This is a genomic window from Roseovarius tolerans (assembly GCF_028885395.1).
GTDB lineage: Bacteria > Pseudomonadota > Alphaproteobacteria > Rhodobacterales > Rhodobacteraceae > Roseovarius > Roseovarius tolerans.
In genome coordinates this window covers 1,619,064-1,643,791 of sequence record NZ_CP118494.1, presented here as the reverse complement: position 1 = coordinate 1,643,791, position 24,728 = coordinate 1,619,064, and the positions used below count along the sequence as shown (strand labels likewise).

Below are 24,728 nucleotides of genomic sequence, written 5' to 3'. Positions count from 1 at the left end.
AAGACAGCAGTGACACGCCCCCGTTCACCCGGCGGTTGATCGCGCGGACGTGAACGCGCGCACCATGTCCGGCAGGTCCAGTGTCATCGGCGCGGCAGCAAAGATGGCACGGTCCAGCCGCCCAAGCAGCGCCAGACGCGCAGGATGCGGGCCGTCGCGCGCGAGCATCAAGGCGGCGGCACGGCGCAGTGCCCGCGCATCGCCCGCCCGCGCCGCCCGCCGCATTTGCCGTGCCAGCGGATCGAGCGGTGCAAATCTTTGCAGCCGGTTCAGCCCGTCGATCCGCCAACCGCGCACCGCAAGCCACAGGCCCAGCAGAAAAACAGCGCCCCCCAAAACCGCCTGCGATGCGCCCGGCAGGCGCGTTTCCCGCAATGGCGCGACCTTGGAAGACGTCGGCAGAACCGTGCCATAGGCCACCCGCTGCGCCGAAATCGTCACCTCATGCGGCACGCGTCCCACCGTATCGAAATACCTCAGGCGGATTGGCTCCACGATGGCCGAGGTGTCATTGCCGGGCCGGATCGTCCAGCGCCAGAACGCATAGGTCATCGGTCCCTCCGGCGTCAGTTCGACCAGGCGTTTTTCGGGATGCGCAAAGATCAGCCCGGAGGGCGAGTGCAGGTCCGGCATGGGCGGGATCATGCCCGGCATCGCGCCCAGGGCCTCGATCCGCAGCACCCGCAGCACGCCCTCGCCGGGGGCCAGTTGATCAGGCGCGTTCGACCAATCGTCGCTGATCCGCAGACGCCGCACAGGAAACCACTCCGACGCAGGTGCAGGCGCGGGGGCCACGCTGATCTCCACCGGCTCGGAGTGCACGGAATGCCCGAACCACTCATCGCCCTCATCTGTCAGGGTCAGGTGATGGGTAAAGGCCCCGATGGTCAACTCACCCGCCCGCTCGGGGTAAAGCGCCATCCGCCGCTCGAATATCTTTACCGGGCGACCGCTAATCCGCTCTTCGTACCAGCGGTCGGGACCAAGCTGCGACCAACTGAACCCGTCAAGCGGCGGTTGCTCCACCCGTTCGCGGGTGATGTGCCGCCGATAACTGCCACGAATGGTCACCAGAATCATCTCGCCGCGATACGGCTGATGCCCGGTCTGCTCGACCTCGACGGAAAGCTGCAACTGCTCCGGCAGAACCTCGCGGCTTTGTCCCCAGCCGATCAGCGGCCAGACGGCCAGCAGCGCCGCGATCATCCAGCCTCTCATCGCCGCCCCTCCAGCGCCGCGCGGCGCTTGCGCTCATGAGCGATGCGAGCGGCCAGAAATTCTCCTGGCACATCTGAAAGCTGCGTCAGCCAGCGTTCATCGGCCAGCACGAAACTGTCGTCAAAAACCTGCCGCACCCCGAGCCGCCCCCGGCTTTCAAGCTCCACCAAACCCGGCAGCGGGTCCGAATTCGTTACCTCGTCGCCGGTGCCAGAGGCCCGCGCATCGCCCCGTGCCACGAAGGACGCGGCCTCAGGCCCCTCGTCGCGCTCGGGAAACCGGCCAATGCTCGCGGGGTCGATGGCGCTTCCGGCATAGAGCGCCATGACAAGATCGAAATTGGCCTGCGCCGCCGCGTCGCCCGTGGCGCGCGCGCGGTCATAAGCTTCAAGGGCGGCAGCATAGCGGCCCTGCCGCGCCTCGGCATTTCCAAGGTTGAACGCGGACCTTGCCACTGCGAATTCCCGCGCGGCCCCGGACATGTCCCCGGCCCGGTAGCGCGCCACCCCACGCCAGCCCGGATCAGAGAAAAACGGCACCGCCACCCCCGGCAGGTGCAGTGCGAGGGCAATCCGACCGAACGGGGCCGCTCCGCCAAGCGCAACTGCCAGCAGCACCGCCAGCAGGCCAAGGATCGCCAGCCCCCTCATGCCGCGCCTCGCCTGAACAGCCACAACAGGGGCAACAGGCCAAACGCCAGCAGATACCGCCCCAGATCATGCCAGAACAGAAGCGGATAGCCCTGCCGTTCCAGCCGGGGCCGCGCGCTCTGCGTCAGCCAGTCGGTCAGTGCGTTCACCTCATCCGCGCCGAAGACCTGCCCGCCGGTCAGGGTGGCATGGCTCTGCATCTGCGGGCTGACATCGCGCAGTGCCACAAAGGACAGCCGCGCTCCCGCGGCCTTCAATTCCGTCGCCGCGCGCAGCGTCTCGGGGCCAAGCTCGGAGCCATCGGTAAAAACCAGCACGTCGCCAGCGATCACCTCGGCCCCGCGCAGCACATGCGCCGCTAGCATCAATGCCCGATCCGGCCGCGCGCCGGGATCAGGCACGGTGCCCGCCTCCAGCAGCGACAGCGTCTGTCCCAGTTCGCGCAAGTCGCCGGTCATGTCCACCGCCTCATAGGCATCGCCCGCATAGACGATGAGCCCGCCGGGCCGCGAGCCAAGCGCCCCAAGCGCGAACCGTGCCGTCATCTGCAGATCCGGCCATCCTTCCGAACCGGTGACCCCCTCCGATACGTCCACCACGAACAGCACCCCGTCGAGATTGCGAAACGCAGGCGCATCGCGCCGCTCCGCCGCCGGACCGGCGAGCGCGATCACGATGATCACCGGCAGCGACAGCGCCACCCATAGCGGCATGCGCCCGGCCGCCGGCGTCACCCGGCCCAGCGCGGTCATCGCCACCAGCAATTCGGGTCTCGCCGCGCGCTGCCACACTGCCGCCCCAACCCCGCGCCGCCAAAGCCAGAGCGCAAGCAGCGCGATCCCGGGGAGCGCCAGCAGCCAAAAGGGGCGCAGCAGGGTCACATCACCGACCATCACCGCGCCTCCCGCCAGACCAACAGCAGCGCCAGCAGCCCCGCGACAGCGGCGGGCCAGATCCAGAACTCCCGATAGATCTCGGCGGCCAAGCCGTCGCTCTCGGTGGTCTCCAAGCGGTCGAGCGCACGGCCCACCTCGACCAGGTCCTCCGTATTGCGGACGCGAAAGCTCTCGCCCCCCGAAATCTCGGAAATCGCCCGCAATGTGGCGGCATCGACAACACCACGCTCGCCCGGGGCCGCGCTCTCCTTGTCCTTGGGGCCAAGTGCTATGGTGTGTACCCGCACCCCCATCCGCGCCGCCAGCCCCGCCACATCGCGCGGCGTCGTCATGCCAGCGTTGTTCGACCCGTCCGACAGCAGGATCACCACCTTGCTGCGCGCCTCGGAGCGCTGCAACCGCTTGAGCGCAAGGCCCAGACCGTCCGAGATATTCGTCGCGCGCCCCGAGATGCCGATGGTGGCGGCCTCGATCCGCCGCGCCACCGATCCAACATCGAAGGTGAACGGAGCGGCGTAATACGCCTCTGATCCGAACAGGATCAGCGCCACCCGATCACCGCCGCGCCGCCGCGCAAAATCCGCGCCCACGGATTTGACCGCCGCGAGCCGCGTGACCGGCGCGCCATTCAAGTGAAAATCGTCCCGCACCATCGAGCCCGACAGGTCGAGCACGATGGCCAGATCGCGCCCGCTGACCTTGAGCGCGCGCACCGGGGCCAGATCGCGAGGCCCGCTCAGCGCCAACAGCAGCAGACCCCAGATCAGCCATGACAGGATCAGGCGAGTGTCGGCGCGCCGCCCCGCCCGCTCGGCGCGCCCCGCCGCCAGCAATGCGCCACCGATCCGGTCCGGCACGATGAGATGGGCACTCCCGGCGACACGCGGCGGCAACAGGCGGCGCACCAGCACGGGCAGCGGCGCGAGCAGGATCAACCAGGGTTGCGCCAGTTCAAACACGGCCGCGCACCTCTGCCTCCAGCGCCGCCAGGTCGAGCGCCCCATCGCGCCGGTAAAGGCGTTGGCGCAAACAGGCATAGTGATCAGGATCGCGCGCCCGTATCAGATGCAGCAGCGCAACGCGCCGGTCGTCCCCCGAAAGCGCCGACAAGGCATCGAGCGGATTGGCCTCGGGCGCAGGCGGCACGTGGCCTGCGCGCCGCCCAATCAATCGTGCACCCCCCGCGACAACCAAGGCAGCGACCGCGCCGAGGGCCACCGCCGCCGCGAGTTCGGCCACGGCGCCACCTGCGGCCTCGACAGGCAGGCGAATGTCGCGCAGCCCGGCCAGCAGCGTCTGCGCGCGCTCGTCATCATCCGACATGGCGGAGCCCTTCCGCCGCGATACGTCGCGCGATATGGGCAGGGTCCCGGCCTGCATCGATCACCAGCGCCGCGCGCCCGGCAACCCGTGCAGCCTCGTCCTCGCTCGCTTCCGGCCGCGCAGCACTCAACCGCACCGTGGCGCGGTGCCCGTTGCGCTGGCGGATCGGATAGCGCCCGGCGGGCAGGTGCCGCTCCAGTTCCTCGGTCACCAGCAACAACCGCAGCGCACGCCGTCGCGCAAGCGCATCGAGCCGGTCCGCCAACTCCGCGCCCGGCACATCAAAACCCGAGGCCAGCACGACCTCCGCCCCCGGCGGCACCAGCCGCGCCGCGCGGGGCAACAGCCGGTCAAGTGGCGGATCACCCTGTCCGTCCATCGCGAGGGCCAATCCCATCTCATGCGCCCGCACCATGCCGCCGATCACGTCGAGCATACCGCGTGCCCGGGCACGGGCAGGCACGATCACCGCATCCGCAGCGGTCAGCGCCATCAGCCCCACGCGCCCGCCCTCCTCGGCCAGCCGCCAGCCGATCATGCACAGCGCCTCGGCCGCCGCCACCGACAGAAACCGCCGCCCGACGCCCCAGTGCATCACCGGCCTGAAATCGGCCACAAGCAGGGTCACGCGGTCGCGCTCTTCGCGGTATTCGCGCAGATGCAGCCGCCCGGTGCGCGCCGTGGTGCCCCGGTCAAGCCGTCGCAGATCATCGCCCGGTACATAATCGCGGGTGTCGGCGGGCTCCAGCCCTGCGCCCTTGCGCCGCGTCGGATGCCCGCCAGGCAACTGCGCGAGCGCCGGTGCGCCCCGCGCGGCAAGCGCCACGTGCCGCAGCGCGATCAGCGCCTCGGCCCGCAGGACCACGCCTTCGCCCTGCAGGGCAGGCGTCACAGCGGTGCCACCCGGCTCAGGACGTCAGCCACGATATCGCGCGCCCGCCGCCCCTCGGCCACCGCCGCCCAACTCAGCACCATGCGATGCGCCAGCACATCCGCTGCAAGTGCCACCACATCCTCGGGCAGCGCATGATCGCGCCCGTCCAGATATGCCCGCGCCCGCGCGGTCGCGGCCAGCGCCAGCGTACCGCGCGGCGATACGGCATGCTCCACCTCGGCGCGCAGACCCGGATCGCGCGTCGCCATCACCAACCGCACGATATAGTCGCGCAATTCTGGTGCTAGATATACATCCCTGACCGCCTTTTGCGCCTCTTTCAGCTGCACCAAGGTCATTGGACATGCGCGCGAAGCGGTTTCTTTCGCCTGCCCTTCGGCCTCGACCAGATCGAGAATGCGCCGCTCGGTTTCGATGCCCGGAAGATCGAGCACCACATGCATCAGGAACCGGTCCAGCTGCGCCTCGGGCAAGGGAAAGGTGCCGTCATGCTCGATCGGGTTCTGCGTCGCCACCACGAAAAACGGATCGGGCAGCGCGTGGGTGGTGTTGCCCGCAGTCACCTGATGCTCCGCCATCGCCTCGAGCAGCGCCGACTGAACCTTGGGCGGCGCGCGGTTGATCTCGTCGACCAGCACGAGGTTGTTGAAAACCGGCCCCGGCATGAATTCGAATGTGCCATCCTTCGGGTGATAAACCGGCGTGCCGGTCAGGTCCGAGGGCATCAGATCCGGCGTGCATTGGATGCGCGCGAACCGCGCCGCGATCCCCGCCGCCAGCGCCTTGACCGCGCGGGTCTTGGCCACACCGGGCGGCCCTTCGACCAGCAGATGCCCCCCGGCCAGTAGCGTGATCAGCAACCGCCTTATCAACAGTCCGTGCCCCGCCAGTTCCGCCTCCAGCGTCTGCGCGAGTGCAGCCACGCCCTGCGGCACCTCCTCGGCTCTCTTGTCCATGGCCCCTCCCGGCTGATCCCGGGATAAGACTAGCCGCAAAGCACCGCCCCACAAAGACAGCCTATTGTCTTAGCTTCGCGGCCTCCCGCGGGGCGCATGCGGGATCGAGCACGGGGGCAAAGCGCGGCTCGCCCATCGTCGCCTCGGTCAGTGCCTGCAACGGTGCGAATTCTGCGTCGATATAGGTCAGAAAGTCGGGGGCCGTGGTCTCATCCACCGGCGCACGCGCCACGGCATGGAGCATGAAGATGTCAAAGGCACAAAGCGCAGGCGGGTTCGAAGACAACATCGCCGATTTGAACCCGCTCGACCCCCAGGCCGCATGACGCAGACGCAAGGGGTTCTCTTCCAGCTTGGACAGGAACGGCACCTGCGCATCGAGATGCAGGATATCCATGCCAAAGGTGAAGGTCTGAAACAGTTCCTCCACCAGGAGAGACCGGAAATATTCCTGATCCAGCGGACCAGCCCCGCCGGGTGCCGCCTGCTGCACCATCACATGCGTGCCAGAGCCTTTGCGCCCGAAGAACGTCTGCGCCATCGCCGGTGAAGAGGCCGCCCAGACATGGCGAGACGGCAACCCCAATTCGTAGACCCGGTCCATCCACGCCAGATCGCGGCCCAGCGCCCGATTGGGCGGCGGTCCGGAATAGAGCCGCAGGATCACGTTGCGGCCCGGCCCGCAGGCACTGATATCCGCGCCCGCCTCGTGCAGCGGCACAGGCACACCGTGGACATGCTCCAGCAATGCGCGAAAGGCACCCAGCACCGCACGGCTGCCCTCGGTCGGCAGCTCGCCTACCAGACAGATCTGCGCGCCCTTGAGGTCGCGGCCATTGATATGCACCGGGATCGACATGTCGCGCCCGACCATGGTCGAGCGCAGCTCATAGCTCCAGCCGCGCCGCGCCATGTCGAGATATTGCGCCTTGTCAGCAAGAGCCGGCCCGATGGCGAGCCCGAGAAGCGCGGTCAACAAACCCGCTATATGACGACACATACGGCGCATGACCGGATATTAGGCCAAGCGCCGCGGCTGTCCACAGCGCTTTGCGACGTCCACGATCGGCCAGCCCTTGCCGAAACGCCACATCCGGCCCGGCGAACCGCCGCCGACGGCCAAAATCCGCCCCGCGCAGGCGCAGAAAACGGCAGACCACCGCCTGAATATCACTCGGCTCTGGCGCAGGACCGACAGCGGCCTCACCTCGATTATACTGAGATCCCAGATAAAGGAGACTGCCATGTATACGCCCAATGACGACATTCACCGACAGGTCAACCGCGACCGCAACCGCTATGCAGCCCCCGGATACGAAAGCAGCGCTGCGTCAAACGGCGGGCTGCTTGCATTGCTGGTCGTCGTGGCCCTGCTTGGCGGGTTGATCACCCTCAGCATGCTCGGGCCCTCGACATCCGATGGTGGCCCCGCCCCCGAGGCAACGGCCCCCGAAAGCATCTCGGGCGGACAGGCCACGACACCCGCCGACTAGGCTCTCGGCTCAGGCCAGCGAGGTGACCCACAGGATCGTCGCATCCTCGGCGCTGACCGAGATTACGTTATGCCCCATCGTGGCATCGTAATACGCAGTGTCGCCCCGGCGCATCTCGATGGGTTCGTAGAACTCGGTGTAAAGCCGGATCACGCCGGTCAGCACATAGAGAAATTCCTCGCCGTCGTGACGGACCCAACCGCCGAATTCCTCGATACCGCGCGCCCGGATGCGCGCGCGGTAGGGCAGCATCCGCTTCTGGCTCAGTTGCTCGGCCAGTAGTTCATGCTCGTAGGTCGAGGTGGCCTTGGGGGCGCCCTCGCCCGACTTGGTCAGCGCCATGCGACCATTGATCCGCTCGCGCAATGGCGGGGTAAAAAGCTGCGGCACGGAAATCTCCAGCCCCAGCGCGAGCTTTTTCAACGCGTCATAGGTCGGCGACATCTGGCCATTCTCGATCTTCGACAAGGTGGACCGCGCCAACCCCGCCTGCTTTGCAGCCTGCTCCAGCGTCCATCCACGCGCCTTGCGCAACTCGCGCACCCGCGCGCCCAGATCAAGCGGCTCGGGCGTGCCACTCTCGCCTGTGTCACGCGCGACACGGATCAGGGGGTGCGAGGCTTGATCGGACATAGCACAGTCCTATAGGCAGGCTCGGACCCACTTGCAACTGGCGCGCGTCCTGCCTAAGCCGAAGGTATGCATGCCGTTTTCGACGCGGGCCCAAGCGCCCCCTGCCCCTCGCCCTTCAACCTCGCCGCCCATGTGATGGGCCGCGCCGAGGCACAGCCCGACAAGATCGCCCTCGCGATCCTGCGCCTGTCCGGTGCCGAACGCTGGAGCTATGCGCGCCTGCACGCGGCCATTCGCGGCACCGGGACGGGGCTGATGCGCGCAGGCTTGCAGCCCGGCGACCGGATGTTGATGCGGCTTGGAAACACGGTGGAGTTTCCCATCGCCTATCTCGGTGCCATCGCCGTAGGCCTGGTGCCCATCCCGACCTCCAGCCAGCTAACCGCGCCCGAGGTGGCCGGAATCATCGCCACCACGCAGCCCCGCCTGATCCTGCGCGCAGGCGACATCGCCTGCCCCGAGACGGAAATCCCCGTTCTGTACGAACCCGCGCTCGAGGCGATGCGCGACCTGCCCCCCGCTGAGTATGACATGGGCGATCCCGACCGGCTGGCCTATATCATCTACACCTCCGGCACCTCCGGCACGCCGCGCGCGGTATGCCACGCGCATCGCGCGATCTGGGCACGGCGGATGATGTATGACGGCTGGTATGGGTTGCGCGGCGACGACAGGCTCTGCCATGCCGGGGCCTTCAACTGGACCTTCACCCTCGGCACCGGGTTGATGGATCCGTGGGCCATGGGTGCCACTGCTCTCATTCCCGCGCCCGAGGTGACGCCGGATCAACTTCCGCTCCTGCTCAGCCGCCATGACACAACAATTTTTGCCGCAGCACCAGGCGTTTATCGCAAGATATTCAAGCAAAACATGAAGCTTGCTCTGCCCCGTCTGCGCCACGGCCTCGCGGCGGGCGAAAAGCTCTCGGACACGATCCGCCAGCACTGGCAGGACGCCACCGGCACGCCCGTCTTTGAAGCATACGGCATGTCCGAATGCTCCACATTCATTTCCGGCAGCCCCGATCACCCGGCCGCCCCCGGCACGCTCGGCCGCCCGCAACAAGGGCGGCGCGTGGCGATCGTCGGGCCGGAGGGTCCCGTCGAGACCAATGAGGAGGGTACCATCGCCATTCACAAATCCGATCCCGGCCTGATGCTCGGCTATCTCGGCGCGCCCGAGGCAACGGCGGCGAAGTTCAGCGGCGATTGGTTTTTGACCGGCGATCAGGGCGCGATGGACGAAGGCGGCCAGATCACCTACATGGGCCGCGCTGACGACATGATGAACGCGGGCGGTTTTCGTGTCTCGCCTATGGAGGTCGAGGCCGCTCTCACCCTGCATCCCGGCATCACGCAGGTCGCCGTCACTGACATTGAGGTGAAAGAGGATGCACGCGTCATAATGGCCTTCTATACTGGCCCCGACCCGCTCGACCCCGCAACGCTCGACGCTTTCGCGCGCGAACGCCTCGCGGGTTACAAAGCCCCGCGTGGCTATATTCACGTCACGGCCCTGCCCACAGGGGCCAATGGCAAACTCCTGCGCCGCGCCTTGCGGCCGATTTACGAGGACCTTCATGGTCAAGCTTGACATCATTTCCGACCCGATCTGCCCCTGGTGCTATATCGGCAAAACCCTTTTGGATCAGGCGCTTGCCCAGCGTCCCGACCATCCGTTCCAGATCGAATGGCACCCTTTCCAGCTCAACCCGGACATGCCCGCCGAAGGCATGGACCGGGCCGAGTATCTTGAGACGAAATTTGGCGGCAAGGACGGCGCTATCAAGGCGTACGCCCCGGTGCTCGACCGCGCAGAGGCTGCCGGGCTTTCCATCGACTTTGCCGCGATCAAGCGCACGCCCAATACGCTCGACGCGCACCGCCTTCTGCATTGGGCGGGGATCGAGGAATGCCAGGACCGGATGGCGATGGCGCTCTTTCACGCCTATTTCGAAGAGGGCCGGGATATCAGCGATCACGAAACCCTCGCCGATATCGCCGACAGTCTCAGCATGGATGGCGCGATGATCCTTCGCCTTCTGGGGTCCGACTCGGACCGCGAGGACATCAAAGCGCGCGACGCGCAGTTCCGCGAGATGGGGATATCCGGCGTGCCCACCTTCATCGTCGCCGGTCAGCATGCCGTGCCCGGCTGCCAGCCGTCCGAGATGTGGCTCAAAGTGATCGACGAGATCCGCGAGACCGCCGAAGGCTAGACCGTGCTCAACCTGCGCACCCGTTTGTTACTGGCTCTGCTGGCGTCGATCATCGCCAGTGGAACGGTCTTTTTTCGATTTGTCGAAGGCTGGTCCTGGCTGGACAGCTATTTCTTCACTGTCGTGACTCTCTCTACGGTGGGTTATGGCAATCTCGTGCCTGCGACGGTGCTAGGCAAGATCGGCACCACCGTGTTCATCATCACAGGTCTCGGTATATTCGCAGCGGCGATCCAGCATTTTGCCGTGATCACAATCAAGAAGCGCGAGCATCACGGCAGGCACCTGATGAACGAAGACCAGCCCGAACAGGCCGAGACGGACATAACCGAGACAGACCAACGACGCGACTGATGGCTCAGCCCATCGGCGGCCACATCCCGTAGCGCGCAGTAATCTCGTCAAGGCAGGCGCGGTTTGCAGCTGCCCGGTTCCGCCCGTCGATCATCGCATCCTGCAAACCATGCGCATCGCTGAAAGCAGGGCAAATCCCCTCGCGTGCCTCGGGTGCCAGCCGGATAGCAACCCCCTGCCGCGCCAGTTGCGCCGACAGCCAGATGTCATCGACCGGCCATGCCAGAGGCGGCGGCGCGCACTCCGCCGCCGCCAGCCACTCAGGCCGCACCGCCACCCCTGCAAAGCCCTGCGCGATGTCGGCATAGCCCGCGCGCGGTGCCGCTTGGCCCTTTCGCCTGAGCCGCCGCACATTGAACCCAGAGCCAGCCACCGCCTCACTCTCGTCTCCAGCCAAGAGCCGCGCTGCCCAGCCCTGCGTCATGATCCAGTCATCGTCGCAGTAAATCAGTCGCCCGCCCTGCCCCGCCAGCAGGCGTGCGGCCGGCAGGACCTTGATCGCCGGTCCGATGTCCTCGGCCAAGGGCAAGACCTCTACCCCATCGGGCACCTTCGGCCAGGGCGCGGTCGCGAACCGCATGGGCCGGTGCGGGAGGCACAGCAACACCCGGTCAGGCGCGGGCCGCTGCGCCAGAAGGCTCTCCAGCACCGGGCCAAGCTGCGCGTATCGCGGTGGAATCGAAGTCAGCGAAATCGCATACATTCTCTCGCTCAAACGAAAACGGGCCGCCCCGTCAAGGGCGGCCCGTATAGGACACGGTCAGGCGCGCGCGATCAGCCTGCGATCAGACCCATCGATTCGAGCTTCAGAATGACCTGATGCGCGCAGTTGTCGACATCGACATTCTCGGTCTCGACACGCAGTTCGGGGTCGGCGGGCACGTCATAGGGGTCGGAAATTCCGGTGAACTCCTTGATCTTGCCCTCGCGCGCCAGCTTGTAGAGACCCTTGCGGTCACGGCGCTCGCATTCCTCGATGCTGGTCGCGACATGCACCTCGATGAAAGCGCCGAACTCCTCGATATCCTCGCGCACCGCGCGGCGGGTGGCGGCATAGGGGGCAATCGGCGCACAGATCGCAATGCCGCCATTCTTGGTAATCTCGCTCGCCACATAGCCGATCCGGCGAATGTTCAGGTCGCGATGCTCCTTCGAGAACCCCAACTCGGAGCTGAGGTTCTTGCGCACGATATCGCCATCCAGAAGCGTCACCGGACGCCCCCCCATCTCCATCAGCTTGACCAACAGGGCGTTTGCAATCGTGGATTTGCCAGAGCCGGAAAAGCCGGTGAAGAACACGGTAAAGCCCTGCTGCGAACGCGGCGGGCGGGTGCGGCGCAATTCCGTCACCACCTCGGGAAACGAGAACCAGTCGGGAATCTCCAGCCCTTCCTGAAGGCGGCGACGCAACTCGGTGCCCGAGATGTTAAGGATAGTGACGTTGTCCTTGTCCTCGATCTCGTCGATCGCCTCGTATTGGGCGCGCTCCTGAACATAGACCATGTGTTTGAAATCGACCATCTCGATGCCGATCTCGTCCTGATGCTCGCGGAACAGATCCTGCGCATCATAGGGCCCGTAGAAATCTTCACCGGCGGAGTTCTTTCCGGGGCCCGCGTGGTCGCGCCCGACGATGAAATGCGTGCAGCCGTGGTTCTTGCGGATCAGGCCATGCCAGACCGCCTCGCGCGGGCCGGCCATGCGCATTGCAAGGTTCAGCAGGCTCATCGTGGTGGTGGCACCGGGGTATTTGTCCAGCACCGCCTCGTAGCAGCGCACGCGGGTGAAGTGATCGACATCACCCGGCTTGGTCATGCCGACAACGGGATGAATGAGCAGGTTGGCCTGCGCCTCCTTGGCGGCACGAAAGGTCAGTTCCTGATGCGCGCGATGCAGCGGGTTGCGCGTCTGGAACGCCACGACGCGCCGCCAGCCCAGCTTGCGAAAGAGCGCGCGCAATTCGTTGGGGGTGTCGCGACGGCCGCGGAAATCATAATGCACCGGCTGCTGAATGCCGGTCACCGGGCCGCCCAGATAGACCTTGCCGGCCGTGTTGTGCAGGTAGTTCACCGCCGGATGCGCGCTGTCATCGGCCCCGAACACATGCGCCGCCTCACGCGCCTTGTCCGGCGTCCAGCGGTCGGTCACGGTCATCGTCCCGAGGATCACACCCTCCTGATCGCGCAGCGCGATATCCTGACCGATCTCGATGCTGTCAGCGAACTTTTCGTTGACGTCCAGCGTGATCGGCATCGGCCAGAGCGTGCCGTCGGCAAGGCGCATGGTCTCCACGACGCCATCGTAATCGGCCTCGCTCATGAATCCCTTGAGGGGGTTGAACCCGCCGTTCATCAGGAGTTCCAGATCGCAGATCTGGCGCGGGCTCAGGTCCCAGCTTGTCAGATCAGCGGCCTCGATCTTCAATTTCTGCGCGCTCTCGTAAGAGACATAGAGTTCGGGAACGGGGGCAAGGTTGGGCAGTTGCATCGTGAGCCTCGGGCAATTCGCGGATTTTAATAATGTTGCAGCGCAACGGGGTTGGCCGGGGATTAGCCCCGCTAGGGACGTAAGTTCAAGACATAGCCGGTTTGTTTGGTGAATTGAGACAAAAATGACGCGAGAAACCGCCGGTTTGGAACAACAACCACCATTCCCGCAAGATGGCGACTGATCGGTTCCAGACCCGAGGTGGTCTTGAGACAGATCAAATCCGCCTCTCTCAGAAACGTTTAGAATGATTCTAAGCGCGCGAATCCACGCAATCCAAGGAGAAATTCCGTGACACGTCCCCTCAAACTGATTCTCGGCACGGTTTCCGCGCTGGCGCTCGCTCAGGGAGCCGCCGCATCGGAACTACGCGAGCGCGCGCAAGACATGTTCGCGCCGCTGCCCTCGACCATTCCGGCCCTCAACGACAACATCCTCACCGAGGAAAAGGTCGATCTCGGCAAGGCGTTGTTCTTCGATCCGCGCATGTCCGCATCGGGCGTATTTTCCTGCAACTCGTGCCACAACCTCGCCACCGGCGGCGATGACAACATGGAAACCTCGATCGGCCATGCCTGGCAAAAAGGCCCGCGCAACTCGCCCACCGTGCTCAATGCCGTGTTCAACGATGCGCAGTTCTGGGATGGCCGCGCCGCCGACCTTGCCGAACAGGCCAAGGGCCCGGTGCAGGCCGGTGTCGAGATGGCGAACACGCCAGATAACGTGGTCGCCACGCTCAATTCCATGCCGCAATACGTGGAGTGGTTCGAGGCCTCCTTCCCCGACGTGGCCGCCCCTGTCAGCTTCGACAACTTCGCCAAGGCAATCGAGGCTTACGAGGCCACGCTGATCACGCCAGCACCGTTCGATGCATGGCTCAACGGGGACGATGGCGCGCTCTCGGACACACAGGTGGCCGGGCTGGAACTGTTCATCGACAAGGGGTGTTCGGCTTGCCACAACGGCGTCAACCTTGGCGGCAATGGCTATTATCCCTTCGGCCTGATCGAGAAACCGGGGGCCGATGTGCTGCCACCCGATGACCGGGGTCGTTTTGCAGTGACCGAGACGGCGGACGACTCTTACGTGTTCCGCGCCGCGCCCTTGCGCAATATCGACCAGACTGCGCCCTATTTCCACTCTGGCAAGGTCTGGGATCTCAAGGTCGCGGTGCAGATCATGGGCACCTCACAATTGGGCACCGAAATCAATGACGCGGAGGCCGATCAGATCGTCGCCTTTCTCGGGGCGCTCACCGGCAAGATGCCCGAAGTGGTCTATCCGGTGCTGCCCGCTGAGACGCTGAAAACACCCCGCCCCACCGGCGAGGTCCAGTAAGGCCCGATTTCTCGGGACAATTTCCAAGGGCGCGGGCCTCTCCCGCGCCCTTTTTTCATATCGTTCAGAACGCCGGGAGCCCTTCGGAAAGCTCATAGGATTTCACCGCCTGCAAAGGCTGGTCCCCCTCCAGACCGAACACGAAGACATGCGCGCGCTTATCGGCCAGCGTCATCCGGCAAAACTGCGTGTCGGGATCAAACTCGGGCGGGCACCCCGCCAGATCGGCATGCTCGACCGTGTGCTCGAAGAGTTCATAGGTCATGCGGCCATCCATGGCCTCGTCCGCCTTGACCGCAACCGCACCGACCGAGATCAACGCTGCAAGGCTGAGAGAGTGAAATACTGTGAGCTTCATTGTCCGATTCCTTTTGTCAGGTATTTACGTCTCAATCCTTACTTTTATTGTCATCTACCGACAAGCCTGATCTGGTCACATAGCATCCTCCATGCTAAGCCCGCTTCATAACGCCGAAAAGGACACTGCATGACCGGCCCGATCGCCCCTGCCCGCGCGCTCAAGCGGCCGGAATTCATCGCGCTCATGGCGATGATGGCGGCCACCGTGGCCTTTTCCATCGACGCCATGCTGCCGGGCCTGCCGCATATCGCGCAATCGCTCACCCCCGAGGCGCCGAACCGCGCGCAGCTGATCATCACCGCCTTTCTGCTCGGTCTGGGGCTGGGCACCTTCGTGTCGGGTCCGCTTTCGGACAGCTTCGGGCGCAAGCGGGTGATCCTCGGCGGGGCCGCGATCTATATTACCGGGGCAGCGCTCGCGATGATCGCGCCCAGCCTTGAGACCCTGCTGGCCGCCCGTGCGATCCAGGGGATTGGCGCTGCGGCGTTCCGCATCGTCTCCATCGCGATCATCCGCGACCTTTATGCCGGGCGCGACATGGCGCGGCTGATGTCCTTCGTGATGATGGTCTTTGCCCTCACCCCCGCCATGGCCCCGCTTCTGGGTGCAGGCGTGATCGCCGTCGCGGGGTGGCGCGGGGTGTTTGGCGCGTTCATTCTCTTTGCCACGTTGCTATCGCTCTGGATGGCGTTGCGCCTGCCCGAACCGCTGCCGCGCGAGGCCCGCGGCCCGTTCCGTGCCGCCCCTCTCCGCGCCGCCCTGCGCGAGGTGCTGGCCCACCCCGTCACGCGCACCGCCATCGCGGTGCAAATGCTGTGCATGACCACGCTTTTCACCTCGCTCAGCATGGTGCAACCGATGTTCGACGAGGTGTTCCACCGCGCCGACAGCTTCCCCTATTGGTTCTTCCTGATGGCCCTGATCGCGGGCAGCGGCAGTTTTCTAAACTCGCGCCTTGTCATGCGTCTCGGGATGGAGCGGATGGTGCGCGCCGCCCTCACCGCGCAAATCCTGCTCTCGCTCGCCGCTATCGCGCTCTGGCAGATCGGCCTGCCGCCGGACGCACAATTCGGCGTGTTCGTGATTTGGCAGACATCCGTGTTCTTTCAAGCGGGCCTCACGCTCGGCAATCTCAACGCGCTCGCCATGGCGCCGATGGGCGCCATCGCGGGGATGGCCGCCAGCGTCACCGGTGCCATCGCCACGGTGGGCAGCGTGGTGATCGCCATTCCCATCGGTCTGCAATTCAATGGCACGCCGATGCCCGCGCATCTGGGCGTGTTGGGTGCAGTGCTGGCAGGCTATGCACTGATGCATCGGCTCAAGACGCGGATGATCGAGACTGTCTGACGCAGATTTATTTTGTATACCGTCGCATACTATCTTTTACAAAGCCGGTTTTTCCGCTAAGACAGCGGCAATTCCAGCGAGTCGCGTGACCTGAACACCGCACGCGACACCGTGCAAATCCAGATCGGAAAGGACACCCGATGGCCAATACCTCCACTCCCGATATCGTCTACACCAAGGTCGACGAGGCCCCGGAACTCGCCTCCGCCTCGCTTTTGCCGATCATCCGCCGCTTTGCCTCCGCCGCAGGTGTCTCTGTCGACACCCGCGACATCTCGCTCGCCGGTCGTATCCTCGCCGCCTTTCCCGATCATCTGACCGAAGATCAGCGCGTCAGCGACGATCTGGCCGAACTGGGCGAGCTCGTCAAAACCCCCGGCGCGAACGTGATCAAGCTGCCCAATATCTCCGCCTCCGAGCCGCAGCTGGTCGCCGCGATCAAAGAATTGCAGGGGCAAGGCTATGCCCTGCCCGATTACCCCTATGACCCCAAGACCGAAGACGAGAAAGCCGCCCGCGCGCGCTATGACACGCTCAAGGGTTCTGCCGTGAACCCGGTGCTGCGCGAGGGCAATTCCGATCGTCGCGCCGCCGCCGCCGTCAAGACATTCGCTCAGAACAACCCGCACCGCATGGGCGAGTGGTCCGCTGACAGCAAGACGCGCGTCGCCACGATGGGCGCGGGAGACTTCTTCGCCAACGAGAAATCCGCCACCCTGCCCAAGGACAGCGGCGCGAAAATCGTGCTGGAAGCCGCCGGTGGCGAGACCGTGCTCAAGGACGGGCTCAGCTACCCGGCGGGCACCGTGGTCGATGCCACCTACATGAGCGCGAGCGCCCTCGACGCCTTCCTCGCCGAGGAAATCGAAAAGACCAAATCCGAAGGAATCCTCTTTTCGCTGCATATGAAGGCCACGATGATGAAGGTCTCCGACCCGATCATCTTCGGTCACGCGGTGCAGCAGTTCCTCGCCCCCGTCTTCGAGCAATATGGCGACGAGATGAAAGCGCTCGGCGTGTCGCCCAATGCAGGCCTCGGCGACCTGTTGGAGCGCGTCAAGGACAAGCCCGAAATCCTCAAGGCCATCGACGCCTGCATGGCCGACCGCCCCGCGATGTACATGGTGAACTCTGACAAGGGCATCACCAACCTGCACGTGCCCTCGGACGTGATCATCGACGCCTCGATGCCCGCGCTCATCCGGGGCGGCGGCAAGGGCTGGGGTCCGGACAACAAGGAACATGACGCGGTCTGCGTCATCCCCGACAGCAGCTATGCCACCGTCTATGACGAGGCGATCAATTTCTTCAAGGCGAACGGCAAGCTCAACCCCGCGACCGCAGGCACGGTGCAGAATATCGGTCTGATGGCACAGAAGGCCGAGGAATATGGCAGCCACCCCACCACCTTCGAGATCCCCCAAACCGGCACCGTCAAGATGATCCTCGACGACGGTACCGTGCTGCACGAGCATTCCGTCACGGCGGGCGACATCTGGCGCTCGGCCTCGGCGCGCAAGGCCCCGATCGAGGATTGGGTCAACCTCGCCATCGAACGGCAGAAGGCAACGGGATATCGCGCGATCTTCTGGCTCGATGCCACCCGCGCCCATGACGCGGAACTGATTTCTTACGTGAAGCCCATCTTGGAAGCCGCTGGCGTGACTGACAAATTCGAAATCATGGCCCCACGCGAGGCGACCCGCGCAAGCCTCGAGACGATCACCAAGGGCGAGAACACCATCGCCATCACCGGCAACGTGCTGCGCGACTACCTGACCGACCTCTTCCCGATCCTGGAGCTTGCCACCTCGGCCAAGATGCTCTCCATCGTCAAGTTGATGAATGGCGGCGGGTTGTTCGAGACCGGCGCGGGCGGCTCTGCCCCCAAGCACGTGCAGCAGTTGCAGGAGCAAAACCACCTGCGGTGGGACAGCTTGGGCGAATTCTGCGCGCTTGGCGAAAGCCTCAAGTTCCTTGCCGAGACCCATGACAATGCCCGCGCCCGCGTGTTGGGCGAGGCTGTCGAGGCCGCAACGCAGGGCGTGCTCGATCACGGCCGTTCGCCAAGCCGCAAGGTCGGCGAGCCCGACAACCGCGACAGCCATTATTGGTTCGCCCGCTACTGGGCCGAGGCCCTAGGGGCACAATCCGATGATGCTGCACTTGCCGAGGAATTCGGCCCGGTCGCCAAAGCGCTTGCGGAAAACGAGGCCAAGATCGTGGGCGAACTCGCAGCGGCACAAGGCAGCCCGGCGGATACCGGCGGCTATTACCACCTCGATCTTGAGAAACTCGCTGCCGTGATGCGGCCCTCGGCGACGCTCAACGAGATCATCGGCTAGGCACGAAACGCGCGGGTCATGCCCGCGCCGCTTGAGACGTCACGCGACCGGGGCCTTGCTTGAGGCTCCGGTCGTTGCACGTTCGGTCACTGACCCCGGTTGTGGGTCTGTGCATACATCGTCGCGATCATCCGGCTCGCGGTCTTTTCGAACAGGCACGGGATCACCGCGTGAACCAACGCGGCACAGGCCGCCGCAAAGAGCCGCAGCGCGAACCAGCCCGCGAATATCGCATGCTCGACATAGCTTTCTTCCACCTTGCGGGGATGGTCCAGAAACAGCCTCGAAATCATCTGTTGGTCCTCCTGTTCATTGGCTGGCGCCAAGCTATGGGAGTCTCTGCGTGACATTATCCCAAATTTCTCGCAATACTCCTTTATATTGGGACAATTTCCACAAGAGGCGTGACTTCATGACAGAACTGGACGATCTCGACCGCAAGATCCTGACAGAACTTCAACGTCATGCCGATACCCCGCTGGATGCGCTTGGGCAGGTCGTGGGGCTGTCGCGCAATGCCTGCTGGCGGCGGATCAAGGCAATGGAGGCGGCCGGCGTCATCCGCGCCCGGGTGGCGCTGCTCGATGCCGCAAAAGTCGGCCTGCCGCTCACCGTGTTCATGCAAATTCGCGCCGCAGCCCATGATGCCGACTGGCTGGCGAAATTCGCCCGCGCGACCCGCGCCATGCCGCAAATTCAGGGGGTTTACCGCATGACCGGCGATCTCGACTACCTGATCTGCGCGCGGGTCGCGGATATGGCCGATTACGACCGGCTCTACCAGACGCTGATCGCGCGGGTGCCGATGGGCGATGTCTCGGCCAGCTTCGTGATGGAGGAGATCAAGCACAGCACGGAATTGCCGTTGTTTGAGGGGTGATGGGGCGGGGGTGTTGGGCATTGAGCTGCCGTTGCCGGTTTCAGAGACAAGCCGCGCGGTGCCTGACCGCCGGGTGGGCGCAGCAACCTCGGTGGATCGCACTTTATGCCAGCCAAACACTCTCGCGTTTTCAATGGCCTGAAACGTTGCAAAAGCGCCCGCCCGAGGGGGCGGTCGGGCGCTGCGTGGCGGTGCCTGCGGCACCTTGATTCCGCGCATTGGTGCTGAATTCCAACGCCCGCTCGAGGCCAACTCCGTTGTGTCTTTCCCGGTAGACCCGCCCCCACCCCTCGCGTATTCCATTCACCAAACCCACCCAGAACCGAGAGCGCCCCATGATCCCCACGGTTTATCTCATCCTCTTTCTCGCCATCCTCGCCGAAACCGCAGGCACCACGGCGCTTCAGGCCAGCCAGCAATTCACCCGGCCCCTGCCTTCGGTCGTCGTCGTCATAGCCTACGGGATCAGCTTCTACCTGCTCGCCCTCACGCTGCGCACCATGCCCGTAGGGGTGGTCTACGCGATCTGGTCGGGCCTCGGCATCGTCTTCATCGCCGCCATCGGCTACGTGGTTTTCGGCCAGAAACTCGACCTGCCCGCGATCCTCGGAACCGGGCTGATCCTTGCCGGAATCGTCGTGATCCAGTTATTCTCGCGGACAGCCCCGCACTAGACCACCACCAAAGGGGCAAAAAGGGTGGAAACACCGCCCGCTTGCCGCTATTGCAGCGACCGAAGACCACATGAGGCCGCCCATGCGCGACACCATCACCGAACGCTGCGAGGCCAAGGGCCTGCGCATGACCGATCAGCGGCGCACCATCGCCACGGTACTGGAGGCCTCCGACGATCACCCGGACGTCGAAGAGCTATACGGCCGCGCCTCGGGCGTCGATCCGCGCATCTCGATCGCCACAGTCTACCGCACCGTCAAGCTGTTCGAGGAGGCGGGCATCATCGACAAGCTGGAGTTCGGAGACGGGCGCGCGCGCTACGAGGATGCAGAGCGCGACCACCACGACCACCTCATCGACATGAATTCCGGCAAGGTGATCGAATTCGTGGATCCCGAGATCGAGGCGCTGCAGGAGAAGATCGCCGAGAAGCTGGGCTACCGCCTGATCGGCCACCGGCTGGAGCTTTACGGCGTGCCGCTGAAATCCGGCAAATAGGCGCGGACATGGTCACACCCCCTGCCAGACGGATCATGCGGATCGCAATCGGTAGCGTGATCGTGGGCCTTGCCGTGCTGGCGCTCAAGGCCGTGGCCTGGCAACTGACCGGCTCGCTCGCGCTGATGTCGGACGCGCTCGAAAGCCTGGTCAACGTGGCGACGGCGCTTGCCGTGATTGTGGCGCTGCGGGTGGCGCGGCGGCCTGCGGATGACAATCACCCCTATGGCCACCATAAGGCCGAGTTCTTCTCAGCGGTGCTCGAAGGCGTGCTGATCGTCATTGCCGCGCTTTTCATTCTGCGCGAGGCCTATGCTGGGTTCCTCAGCCCGCGCGCCCTTGATGCGCCGCTGATGGGGCTGGCGATCAACGCCGGGGCCAGCCTGATCAACGGGGTCTGGGCCATGATCCTGATCCGCAACGGGCGCCGCCACCGCTCGCCCGCGCTGGTGGCTGACGGGCGACACCTGATGACCGATGTGGTCTCATCGGTGGGGGTGCTGATCGGCGTTGCGCTCGCGTTCGCCACCGGCTGGTGGTGGCTCGATCCCGCGATGGCGGTATTGGTCGCGCTCAACATCCTGTGGTCGGGCTGGGTGGTGATCAAGGGATCATTGAGCGGGTTGATGGACGAGGCCGTCTCGGACGAGGAGATGGCCACGATCCGCCGCGTGATCGCGCAGGCCGCAAGCGACGATGCTGCCCTTGAGGCGCATGACCTGCGCACCCGCCACGCGGGGCAGGTCACCTTCATCGACTTTCACCTCGTGATGCCCGGCGAGACCACCGTCGAGGCCGCGCATGACCTCTGCGACCGGATCGAGGCGGCGCTGATGGAGGCGCTGCCCGATGCCCGTGTCACCATCCATGTGGAGCCCGAACACAAAGCCAAGCATAGCGGCATTGTCGTGTTGTCATAGCTCTGCTGCTTTCTTGTGCAGTTGTCCTGCGCTAACAGGGTCAGGCACCCTGACACGAAAGCCCTCTGACATGGAAAACCTGCGCGGCAGCATCCTGATGGTCCTCGCGATGGCCGGTTTCGCGCTGGAGGACATGTTCATCAAGCGGCTGGCCGATGCGCTGCCGGTGGGACAGATCATCATCTTTCTGGGCCTCGGCGGTGCGCTGATCTTTGGCGCGATCACCATGGGGCAGGGCCGCAAACTGTGGTCGCGCGACCTGCTGTCGCGCCCGGTTCTCTTGCGCAATTTCGGCGAGATTGTCGGCACCCTGGGCTTTGTCACCGCCATTGCCCTCACGCCCCTGTCCTCGGCCTCGGCCATCCTTCAGGCCACGCCGCTCGCGGTCACGCTCGGCGCAGCTCTCTTTCTCGGCGAGGCCGTGGGCTGGCGGCGGTGGAGCGCCATTCTGGTGGGTTTCATGGGCGTGCTGATGGTGATCCGTCCGGGGCTTGAGGGGTTCGAGCCGGCATCGCTTTTCGCCGTACAGGGCGTGATCGGTCTGGCGATCCGTGATCTGGCGACCCGCGCGGTGCCGCGCAGCATCTCGTCAATGCAGCTTTCGACCTATGCCTTTGCCACGCTGGTGCCCACCGGGCTGATCCTCTTGGCGTTCAGCGGCACGCCTGCCCTGCCCTCTGGCCTCAACTGGCGCGATCTGGTGTTGGCGCTCTTTTGCGGGGTGGCGGCCTATTACGCCATCGTGGCGGCGATGCGGCTGGGCGATGTGGCGGTGATCACGCCGTTCCGCTACTCGCGGCTGATCTTTGCGCTGATCATCGGCGTGACGCTCTTTGACGAGCGCCCGGATATCTGGACGCTGACCGGGGCCGCGATCATCATCGCTTCGGGCATCTACACCTTCTGGCGCGAGCGGCGGCTGGCCCGGCGCGGCGCCACCCCCTCGGCTCCGATCACGCCACGCGGCTAGCTATCGCTTGCCAGCCATGGCCCGCCGCCCCATATTCAAGTCATGCTCAAGTTCACGCCGATCCTGCTCGCCATCCTCTACGCGCTCGCCATGTACCGCTTCTCGGTCTGGCGCACCACGCGCGAGCTTGACACCCAATCGACCGAACTGGCCGATCCGGTGCTCAAACGCATGACGGACCAGCTCGCCTCAGCACTCGACCTACCGCGCGTGCGCGTGCATATCTACGAGATCGACCCGGTGAACGGGTTGGCCGCCCCCGATGGCCGCATCTTCATCACCCGCGGGTTCTATCGCAAATTCAAGACCGGTGAGGTCTCGGCAGAGGAAATGGCCTCGGTCATCGCGCATGAGCTGGGGCACGTCGCATTGGGGCATTCGCGCCGCCGGATGATCGACTTTTCGGGCCAGAACGCGCTGCGCACGGCGCTTGCCATGTTGCTGTCGCGCTTTCTGCCCGGGATCGGTGTCTGGATCGCCAATGGTCTGACCACACTTCTGGCCGCGCGCCTGTCGCGCGGTGACGAGTATGAGGCCGACGCCTACGCCGCCGCGCTGCTGACCAAGGCCGGGATCGGCACCGCGCCGCAAAAATCCCTATTCAAGAAGCTCGAGGCACTGACCTCGGGCGCGGGCGGCGCGATGCCCGCATGGCTGCTCAGCCACCCCAAGACCGACGAGCGCATCGCCGCGATCGAAACCCTTGAAACCCGCTGGCAGCAGAGCCTGAGTTGACCCGCGTTCCTCATCATCCTCGGGCCTGACCCGAGGACCTTGCGGCCAAGAGATCGTCCGGTCGAGCCGGACGATGACGCTGAGAAAGACACGCGCCGCGCACAGCTCGAAATTTTTTGATCAAATTATCTTGGCAAAGCCCCCGCAGCCGGGATAGGTTGCCGCAAACCTCTATCAGGACGCCTCTCAATGGACCTCACACAGTTCCAGACCTTCCGCGTGGCTGCCTGCGATCTCAACGGTCGCATGCGCGGCAAGCGCCTGCCTGCAAGCCATGGTGACAAACTCGGCGGCGGCACCCTGCGCATGCCGCTCAGCTCGCTCAACCTCGATGTTTTCGGCGCCGATATCGAAAACTCTCCGCTGGTGTTTGAGACCGGCGATATCGACGGCTGCCTCTTTCCGACCGAGCGCGGCGCAGTCCCCCTGCCCTGGCTCGACGTGCCGCAGGCGCTGGTGCCGATGGTCATGCATACCGAGGACGGCGCACCCTTCGCGGGTGACCCGCGCCACGCGCTAGCCGCCGTCCTCGACCGATACGCCACGCGCGGGTGGGAGGTTTTTGCCGCGACAGAGCTGGAATTCACCCTCGTCGATCCGTCCGGCAAGTCCTTGAAAACCGTGCGCGATCCGCGTTCTGGTCGGCGCATAAAGGCCCCCGGCATCCTCAGTCTCGGGCAAATGGACGCCTTTGACGCCTTCCTGTCCGATCTCTATTCCGCCGGGGCCGAGATGGAGATCCCGGTGGAAACCGCGATCAGCGAGGCCGGGATCGGGCAGTTCGAATTGACCCTGCATCACCAATCGGCGATGCGTGCCGCCGACGATACCTGGCTCTTCAAGACCATGATCAAGGGGCTGGCGCGTCAACACGGATATGTCGCCACCTTCATGGCCAAACCCTTTGCCGACGATACCGGCAACGGCATGCACATGCATTTCTCGGTGCTGGACGGCGAGGGCCACAACGTGTTTGACGACGGCACCGAACGGGGCACCGACACCCTGCGCAGCGCAGTCGCGGGCTGCCTTGCCGCGATGCCGCCCTCGACGCTGATTTTCGCGCCCCATGCCAACAGTTACGCCCGTCTCGTGCCCGGCGCGCATGCTCCTACCGGCGCGGGCTGGGGCTATGAGAACCGCACCGCGGCGGTGCGCATCCCCGGCGGGCCCAATGCCGCGCGCCGGATCGAGCATCGCGTCGCGGGCGGTGACATTAACCCCTATCTAAGCTTTGCCGCCATCCTTGGTGCTGCGATCACCGGCATCGAGGACGGCATGACACCCCCTGCCCCGATCACCGGCAATGCGTATGAGGCTGACCTGCCACAACTCGCCGCCGATTGGGGCGCGGCCATCGACCTTTTCGAGGCCGATCCGCTGATCGCGCGCATCTTTCCGGCGGAGCTGATCCGCAATCTTGTGATGACCAAGCGACAGGAACATGCGCATATCTCGAAGATCGACGCAGAGGACCACTGGAAGACTTATCTCGAAACGGTGTAGCCTCTGTGCAGCAGCACCACGTCAAAA

General features: G+C 64.9%; 27 protein-coding genes. 14 read left to right on the top strand and 13 right to left on the bottom strand.

Translation table 11 applies throughout. The features are described 5' to 3' along the window. Nucleotides 1-24: 24 nt before the first annotated feature. From PVU19_RS08140 to PVU19_RS08105, 8 genes are all read right to left on the bottom strand, one after another. On the bottom strand, nt 25-1,218 hold the full coding sequence (locus tag PVU19_RS08140; RefSeq protein WP_050662120.1) for a BatD family protein: 1,194 nt from the start codon (nt 1,216-1,218) through the stop codon (nt 25-27). Next, a complete protein-coding gene (locus PVU19_RS08135; RefSeq protein WP_050662121.1) occupies nt 1,215-1,868 on the bottom strand; it encodes a tetratricopeptide repeat protein in 654 nt (217 codons plus the stop codon). The genes PVU19_RS08140 and PVU19_RS08135 overlap by 4 nt, the downstream gene beginning before the upstream one ends. Next, nucleotides 1,865-2,761, bottom strand: a complete 897-nt coding sequence (locus tag PVU19_RS08130) for a vWA domain-containing protein (RefSeq protein WP_050662122.1) — start codon at nt 2,759-2,761, stop codon at nt 1,865-1,867. The genes PVU19_RS08135 and PVU19_RS08130 overlap by 4 nt, the downstream gene beginning before the upstream one ends. Further along, nucleotides 2,761-3,723 carry a VWA domain-containing protein gene (locus PVU19_RS08125; protein ID WP_050662123.1) on the bottom strand — a complete coding sequence of 321 codons (963 nt, stop codon included), beginning with the start codon at nt 3,721-3,723 and terminating at the stop codon, nt 2,761-2,763. Before PVU19_RS08125 ends, PVU19_RS08130 begins: the two co-directional genes overlap by 1 nt. Beyond that, nucleotides 3,716-4,087, bottom strand: coding sequence for a hypothetical protein (locus PVU19_RS08120; RefSeq protein ID WP_050662124.1), 372 nt, complete (start codon nt 4,085-4,087; stop codon nt 3,716-3,718). Before PVU19_RS08120 ends, PVU19_RS08125 begins: the two co-directional genes overlap by 8 nt. Further along, entirely contained in the window at nt 4,077-4,979 is a 903-nt protein-coding gene (locus PVU19_RS08115; protein WP_050662125.1) for a DUF58 domain-containing protein, read from the bottom strand. Before PVU19_RS08115 ends, PVU19_RS08120 begins: the two co-directional genes overlap by 11 nt. Next, nucleotides 4,976-5,938, bottom strand: a complete 963-nt coding sequence (locus PVU19_RS08110) for an AAA family ATPase (protein WP_050662126.1) — start codon at nt 5,936-5,938, stop codon at nt 4,976-4,978. The genes PVU19_RS08115 and PVU19_RS08110 overlap by 4 nt, the downstream gene beginning before the upstream one ends. 61 nt (nt 5,939-5,999) lie before the next feature. After that, nucleotides 6,000-6,914, bottom strand: coding sequence for a hypothetical protein (locus tag PVU19_RS08105; RefSeq protein ID WP_235575725.1), 915 nt, complete (start codon nt 6,912-6,914; stop codon nt 6,000-6,002). Nucleotides 6,915-7,182: 268 nt separating this feature from the next. On the opposite strand from PVU19_RS08105, the gene PVU19_RS08100 reads away from it, so the two are divergent. Further along, nucleotides 7,183-7,431 (top strand): hypothetical protein, encoded by a 249-nt coding sequence (locus PVU19_RS08100; RefSeq protein ID WP_050662129.1) that lies wholly within the window; start codon nt 7,183-7,185, stop codon nt 7,429-7,431. Nucleotides 7,432-7,440: 9 nt separating this feature from the next. On the opposite strand, the gene PVU19_RS08095 is transcribed toward PVU19_RS08100, so the two are convergent. Continuing rightward, nucleotides 7,441-8,064 carry a helix-turn-helix domain-containing protein gene (locus PVU19_RS08095; RefSeq protein ID WP_050662130.1) on the bottom strand — a complete coding sequence of 208 codons (624 nt, stop codon included), beginning with the start codon at nt 8,062-8,064 and terminating at the stop codon, nt 7,441-7,443. Nucleotides 8,065-8,130: 66 nt separating this feature from the next. On the opposite strand from PVU19_RS08095, the gene PVU19_RS08090 reads away from it, so the two are divergent. From PVU19_RS08090 to PVU19_RS08080, 3 genes are read left to right on the top strand one after another with little or no spacing between them, the layout of a single operon-like run. Beyond that, nucleotides 8,131-9,657, top strand: coding sequence for a class I adenylate-forming enzyme family protein (locus tag PVU19_RS08090; protein WP_050662131.1), 1,527 nt, complete (start codon nt 8,131-8,133; stop codon nt 9,655-9,657). Beyond that, a complete protein-coding gene (locus PVU19_RS08085) occupies nt 9,644-10,282 on the top strand; it encodes a DsbA family oxidoreductase (RefSeq protein ID WP_050662132.1) in 639 nt (212 codons plus the stop codon). The genes PVU19_RS08090 and PVU19_RS08085 overlap by 14 nt, the downstream gene beginning before the upstream one ends. 3 nt (nt 10,283-10,285) lie before the next feature. Then, a complete protein-coding gene (locus tag PVU19_RS08080; protein ID WP_082237483.1) occupies nt 10,286-10,636 on the top strand; it encodes a potassium channel family protein in 351 nt (116 codons plus the stop codon). 4 nt (nt 10,637-10,640) lie between these two features. Here the strand turns inward: PVU19_RS08080 and PVU19_RS08075 are convergent, their stop codons facing one another. Both PVU19_RS08075 and PVU19_RS08070 read right to left on the bottom strand, forming a co-directional pair. Then, a complete protein-coding gene (locus PVU19_RS08075; protein ID WP_274789913.1) occupies nt 10,641-11,339 on the bottom strand; it encodes a hypothetical protein in 699 nt (232 codons plus the stop codon). Nucleotides 11,340-11,410: 71 nt separating this feature from the next. Beyond that, nucleotides 11,411-13,123 carry a bifunctional sulfate adenylyltransferase/adenylylsulfate kinase gene (locus tag PVU19_RS08070; protein WP_050662134.1) on the bottom strand — a complete coding sequence of 571 codons (1,713 nt, stop codon included), beginning with the start codon at nt 13,121-13,123 and terminating at the stop codon, nt 11,411-11,413. Nucleotides 13,124-13,456: 333 nt separating this feature from the next. Between PVU19_RS08070 and PVU19_RS08065 the strand changes: the two genes are divergently transcribed. Continuing rightward, the gene (locus PVU19_RS08065) at nt 13,457-14,461 is read left to right on the top strand and encodes a cytochrome-c peroxidase (protein WP_050662190.1); all 1,005 of its coding nucleotides are present in this window, start codon (nt 13,457-13,459) and stop codon (nt 14,459-14,461) included. Between the two features lie 64 nt (nt 14,462-14,525). Here the strand turns inward: PVU19_RS08065 and PVU19_RS08060 are convergent, their stop codons facing one another. Continuing rightward, entirely contained in the window at nt 14,526-14,819 is a 294-nt protein-coding gene (locus PVU19_RS08060) for a hypothetical protein (protein ID WP_152911610.1), read from the bottom strand. A 129-nt stretch (nt 14,820-14,948) separates the two neighbouring features. Between PVU19_RS08060 and PVU19_RS08055 the strand changes: the two genes are divergently transcribed. Beyond that, nucleotides 14,949-16,172, top strand: coding sequence for a multidrug effflux MFS transporter (locus tag PVU19_RS08055; protein WP_050662136.1), 1,224 nt, complete (start codon nt 14,949-14,951; stop codon nt 16,170-16,172). Between the two features lie 140 nt (nt 16,173-16,312). Beyond that, nucleotides 16,313-18,517 (top strand): NADP-dependent isocitrate dehydrogenase, encoded by a 2,205-nt coding sequence (locus PVU19_RS08050; protein ID WP_050662137.1) that lies wholly within the window; start codon nt 16,313-16,315, stop codon nt 18,515-18,517. 86 nt (nt 18,518-18,603) lie between these two features. Here the strand turns inward: PVU19_RS08050 and PVU19_RS08045 are convergent, their stop codons facing one another. Continuing rightward, nucleotides 18,604-18,810, bottom strand: coding sequence for a DUF6356 family protein (locus PVU19_RS08045; protein ID WP_050662191.1), 207 nt, complete (start codon nt 18,808-18,810; stop codon nt 18,604-18,606). A 119-nt stretch (nt 18,811-18,929) separates the two neighbouring features. On the opposite strand from PVU19_RS08045, the gene PVU19_RS08040 reads away from it, so the two are divergent. The 7 genes from PVU19_RS08040 to PVU19_RS08010 all read left to right on the top strand — a co-directional run bounded on the left by PVU19_RS08040 (nt 18,930) and on the right by PVU19_RS08010 (nt 24,701). After that, a complete protein-coding gene (locus PVU19_RS08040) occupies nt 18,930-19,397 on the top strand; it encodes an Lrp/AsnC family transcriptional regulator (protein ID WP_050662138.1) in 468 nt (155 codons plus the stop codon). A gap of 335 nt (nt 19,398-19,732) precedes the next feature. After that, complete coding sequence (locus tag PVU19_RS08035) at nt 19,733-20,071, top strand: DMT family transporter (RefSeq protein ID WP_162838256.1); 339 nt, start codon at nt 19,733-19,735, stop codon at nt 20,069-20,071. A gap of 82 nt (nt 20,072-20,153) precedes the next feature. Next, the gene (locus PVU19_RS08030; RefSeq protein ID WP_050662139.1) at nt 20,154-20,570 is read left to right on the top strand and encodes a Fur family transcriptional regulator; all 417 of its coding nucleotides are present in this window, start codon (nt 20,154-20,156) and stop codon (nt 20,568-20,570) included. Nucleotides 20,571-20,605: 35 nt separating this feature from the next. Continuing rightward, entirely contained in the window at nt 20,606-21,490 is an 885-nt protein-coding gene (locus PVU19_RS08025) for a cation diffusion facilitator family transporter (RefSeq protein ID WP_274789912.1), read from the top strand. Nucleotides 21,491-21,560: 70 nt separating this feature from the next. Beyond that, the gene (locus tag PVU19_RS08020; protein ID WP_050662141.1) at nt 21,561-22,460 is read left to right on the top strand and encodes a DMT family transporter; all 900 of its coding nucleotides are present in this window, start codon (nt 21,561-21,563) and stop codon (nt 22,458-22,460) included. Nucleotides 22,461-22,502: 42 nt separating this feature from the next. Beyond that, nucleotides 22,503-23,195 carry a M48 family metallopeptidase gene (locus tag PVU19_RS08015; RefSeq protein WP_050662142.1) on the top strand — a complete coding sequence of 231 codons (693 nt, stop codon included), beginning with the start codon at nt 22,503-22,505 and terminating at the stop codon, nt 23,193-23,195. Between the two features lie 189 nt (nt 23,196-23,384). Beyond that, the gene (locus PVU19_RS08010; RefSeq protein WP_050662143.1) at nt 23,385-24,701 is read left to right on the top strand and encodes a glutamine synthetase family protein; all 1,317 of its coding nucleotides are present in this window, start codon (nt 23,385-23,387) and stop codon (nt 24,699-24,701) included. The last annotated feature ends 27 nt before the right edge of the window (nt 24,702-24,728 follow it).

What these genes read in the sequence shown, in the direction of transcription:
- PVU19_RS08030 (WP_050662139.1), top strand. Translation starts at nt 20,154, where the DNA reads ATGCGCGACACCATCACCGAACGCTGCGAGGCCAAGGGCCTGCGCATG.
- PVU19_RS08020 (WP_050662141.1), top strand. Translation starts at nt 21,561, where the DNA reads ATGGAAAACCTGCGCGGCAGCATCCTGATGGTCCTCGCGATGGCCGGT.
- PVU19_RS08110 (WP_050662126.1), bottom strand. Translation starts at nt 5,938, where the DNA reads ATGGACAAGAGAGCCGAGGAGGTGCCGCAGGGCGTGGCTGCACTCGCG.
- PVU19_RS08100 (WP_050662129.1), top strand. Translation starts at nt 7,183, where the DNA reads ATGTATACGCCCAATGACGACATTCACCGACAGGTCAACCGCGACCGC.
- PVU19_RS08075 (WP_274789913.1), bottom strand. Translation starts at nt 11,339, where the DNA reads ATGTATGCGATTTCGCTGACTTCGATTCCACCGCGATACGCGCAGCTT.
- PVU19_RS08135 (WP_050662121.1), bottom strand. Translation starts at nt 1,868, where the DNA reads ATGAGGGGGCTGGCGATCCTTGGCCTGCTGGCGGTGCTGCTGGCAGTT.
- PVU19_RS08140 (WP_050662120.1), bottom strand. Translation starts at nt 1,218, where the DNA reads ATGAGAGGCTGGATGATCGCGGCGCTGCTGGCCGTCTGGCCGCTGATC.
- PVU19_RS08090 (WP_050662131.1), top strand. Translation starts at nt 8,131, where the DNA reads ATGCATGCCGTTTTCGACGCGGGCCCAAGCGCCCCCTGCCCCTCGCCC.
- PVU19_RS08045 (WP_050662191.1), bottom strand. Translation starts at nt 18,810, where the DNA reads ATGATTTCGAGGCTGTTTCTGGACCATCCCCGCAAGGTGGAAGAAAGC.
- PVU19_RS08085 (WP_050662132.1), top strand. Translation starts at nt 9,644, where the DNA reads ATGGTCAAGCTTGACATCATTTCCGACCCGATCTGCCCCTGGTGCTAT.
- PVU19_RS08130 (WP_050662122.1), bottom strand. Translation starts at nt 2,761, where the DNA reads ATGGTCGGTGATGTGACCCTGCTGCGCCCCTTTTGGCTGCTGGCGCTC.
- PVU19_RS08015 (WP_050662142.1), top strand. Translation starts at nt 22,503, where the DNA reads ATGCTCAAGTTCACGCCGATCCTGCTCGCCATCCTCTACGCGCTCGCC.
- PVU19_RS08120 (WP_050662124.1), bottom strand. Translation starts at nt 4,087, where the DNA reads ATGTCGGATGATGACGAGCGCGCGCAGACGCTGCTGGCCGGGCTGCGC.
- PVU19_RS08025 (WP_274789912.1), top strand. Translation starts at nt 20,606, where the DNA reads ATGCGGATCGCAATCGGTAGCGTGATCGTGGGCCTTGCCGTGCTGGCG.
- PVU19_RS08055 (WP_050662136.1), top strand. Translation starts at nt 14,949, where the DNA reads ATGACCGGCCCGATCGCCCCTGCCCGCGCGCTCAAGCGGCCGGAATTC.
- PVU19_RS08010 (WP_050662143.1), top strand. Translation starts at nt 23,385, where the DNA reads ATGGACCTCACACAGTTCCAGACCTTCCGCGTGGCTGCCTGCGATCTC.
- PVU19_RS08070 (WP_050662134.1), bottom strand. Translation starts at nt 13,123, where the DNA reads ATGCAACTGCCCAACCTTGCCCCCGTTCCCGAACTCTATGTCTCTTAC.
- PVU19_RS08050 (WP_050662137.1), top strand. Translation starts at nt 16,313, where the DNA reads ATGGCCAATACCTCCACTCCCGATATCGTCTACACCAAGGTCGACGAG.
- PVU19_RS08040 (WP_050662138.1), top strand. Translation starts at nt 18,930, where the DNA reads ATGACAGAACTGGACGATCTCGACCGCAAGATCCTGACAGAACTTCAA.
- PVU19_RS08095 (WP_050662130.1), bottom strand. Translation starts at nt 8,064, where the DNA reads ATGTCCGATCAAGCCTCGCACCCCCTGATCCGTGTCGCGCGTGACACA.
- PVU19_RS08035 (WP_162838256.1), top strand. Translation starts at nt 19,733, where the DNA reads ATGATCCCCACGGTTTATCTCATCCTCTTTCTCGCCATCCTCGCCGAA.
- PVU19_RS08060 (WP_152911610.1), bottom strand. Translation starts at nt 14,819, where the DNA reads ATGAAGCTCACAGTATTTCACTCTCTCAGCCTTGCAGCGTTGATCTCG.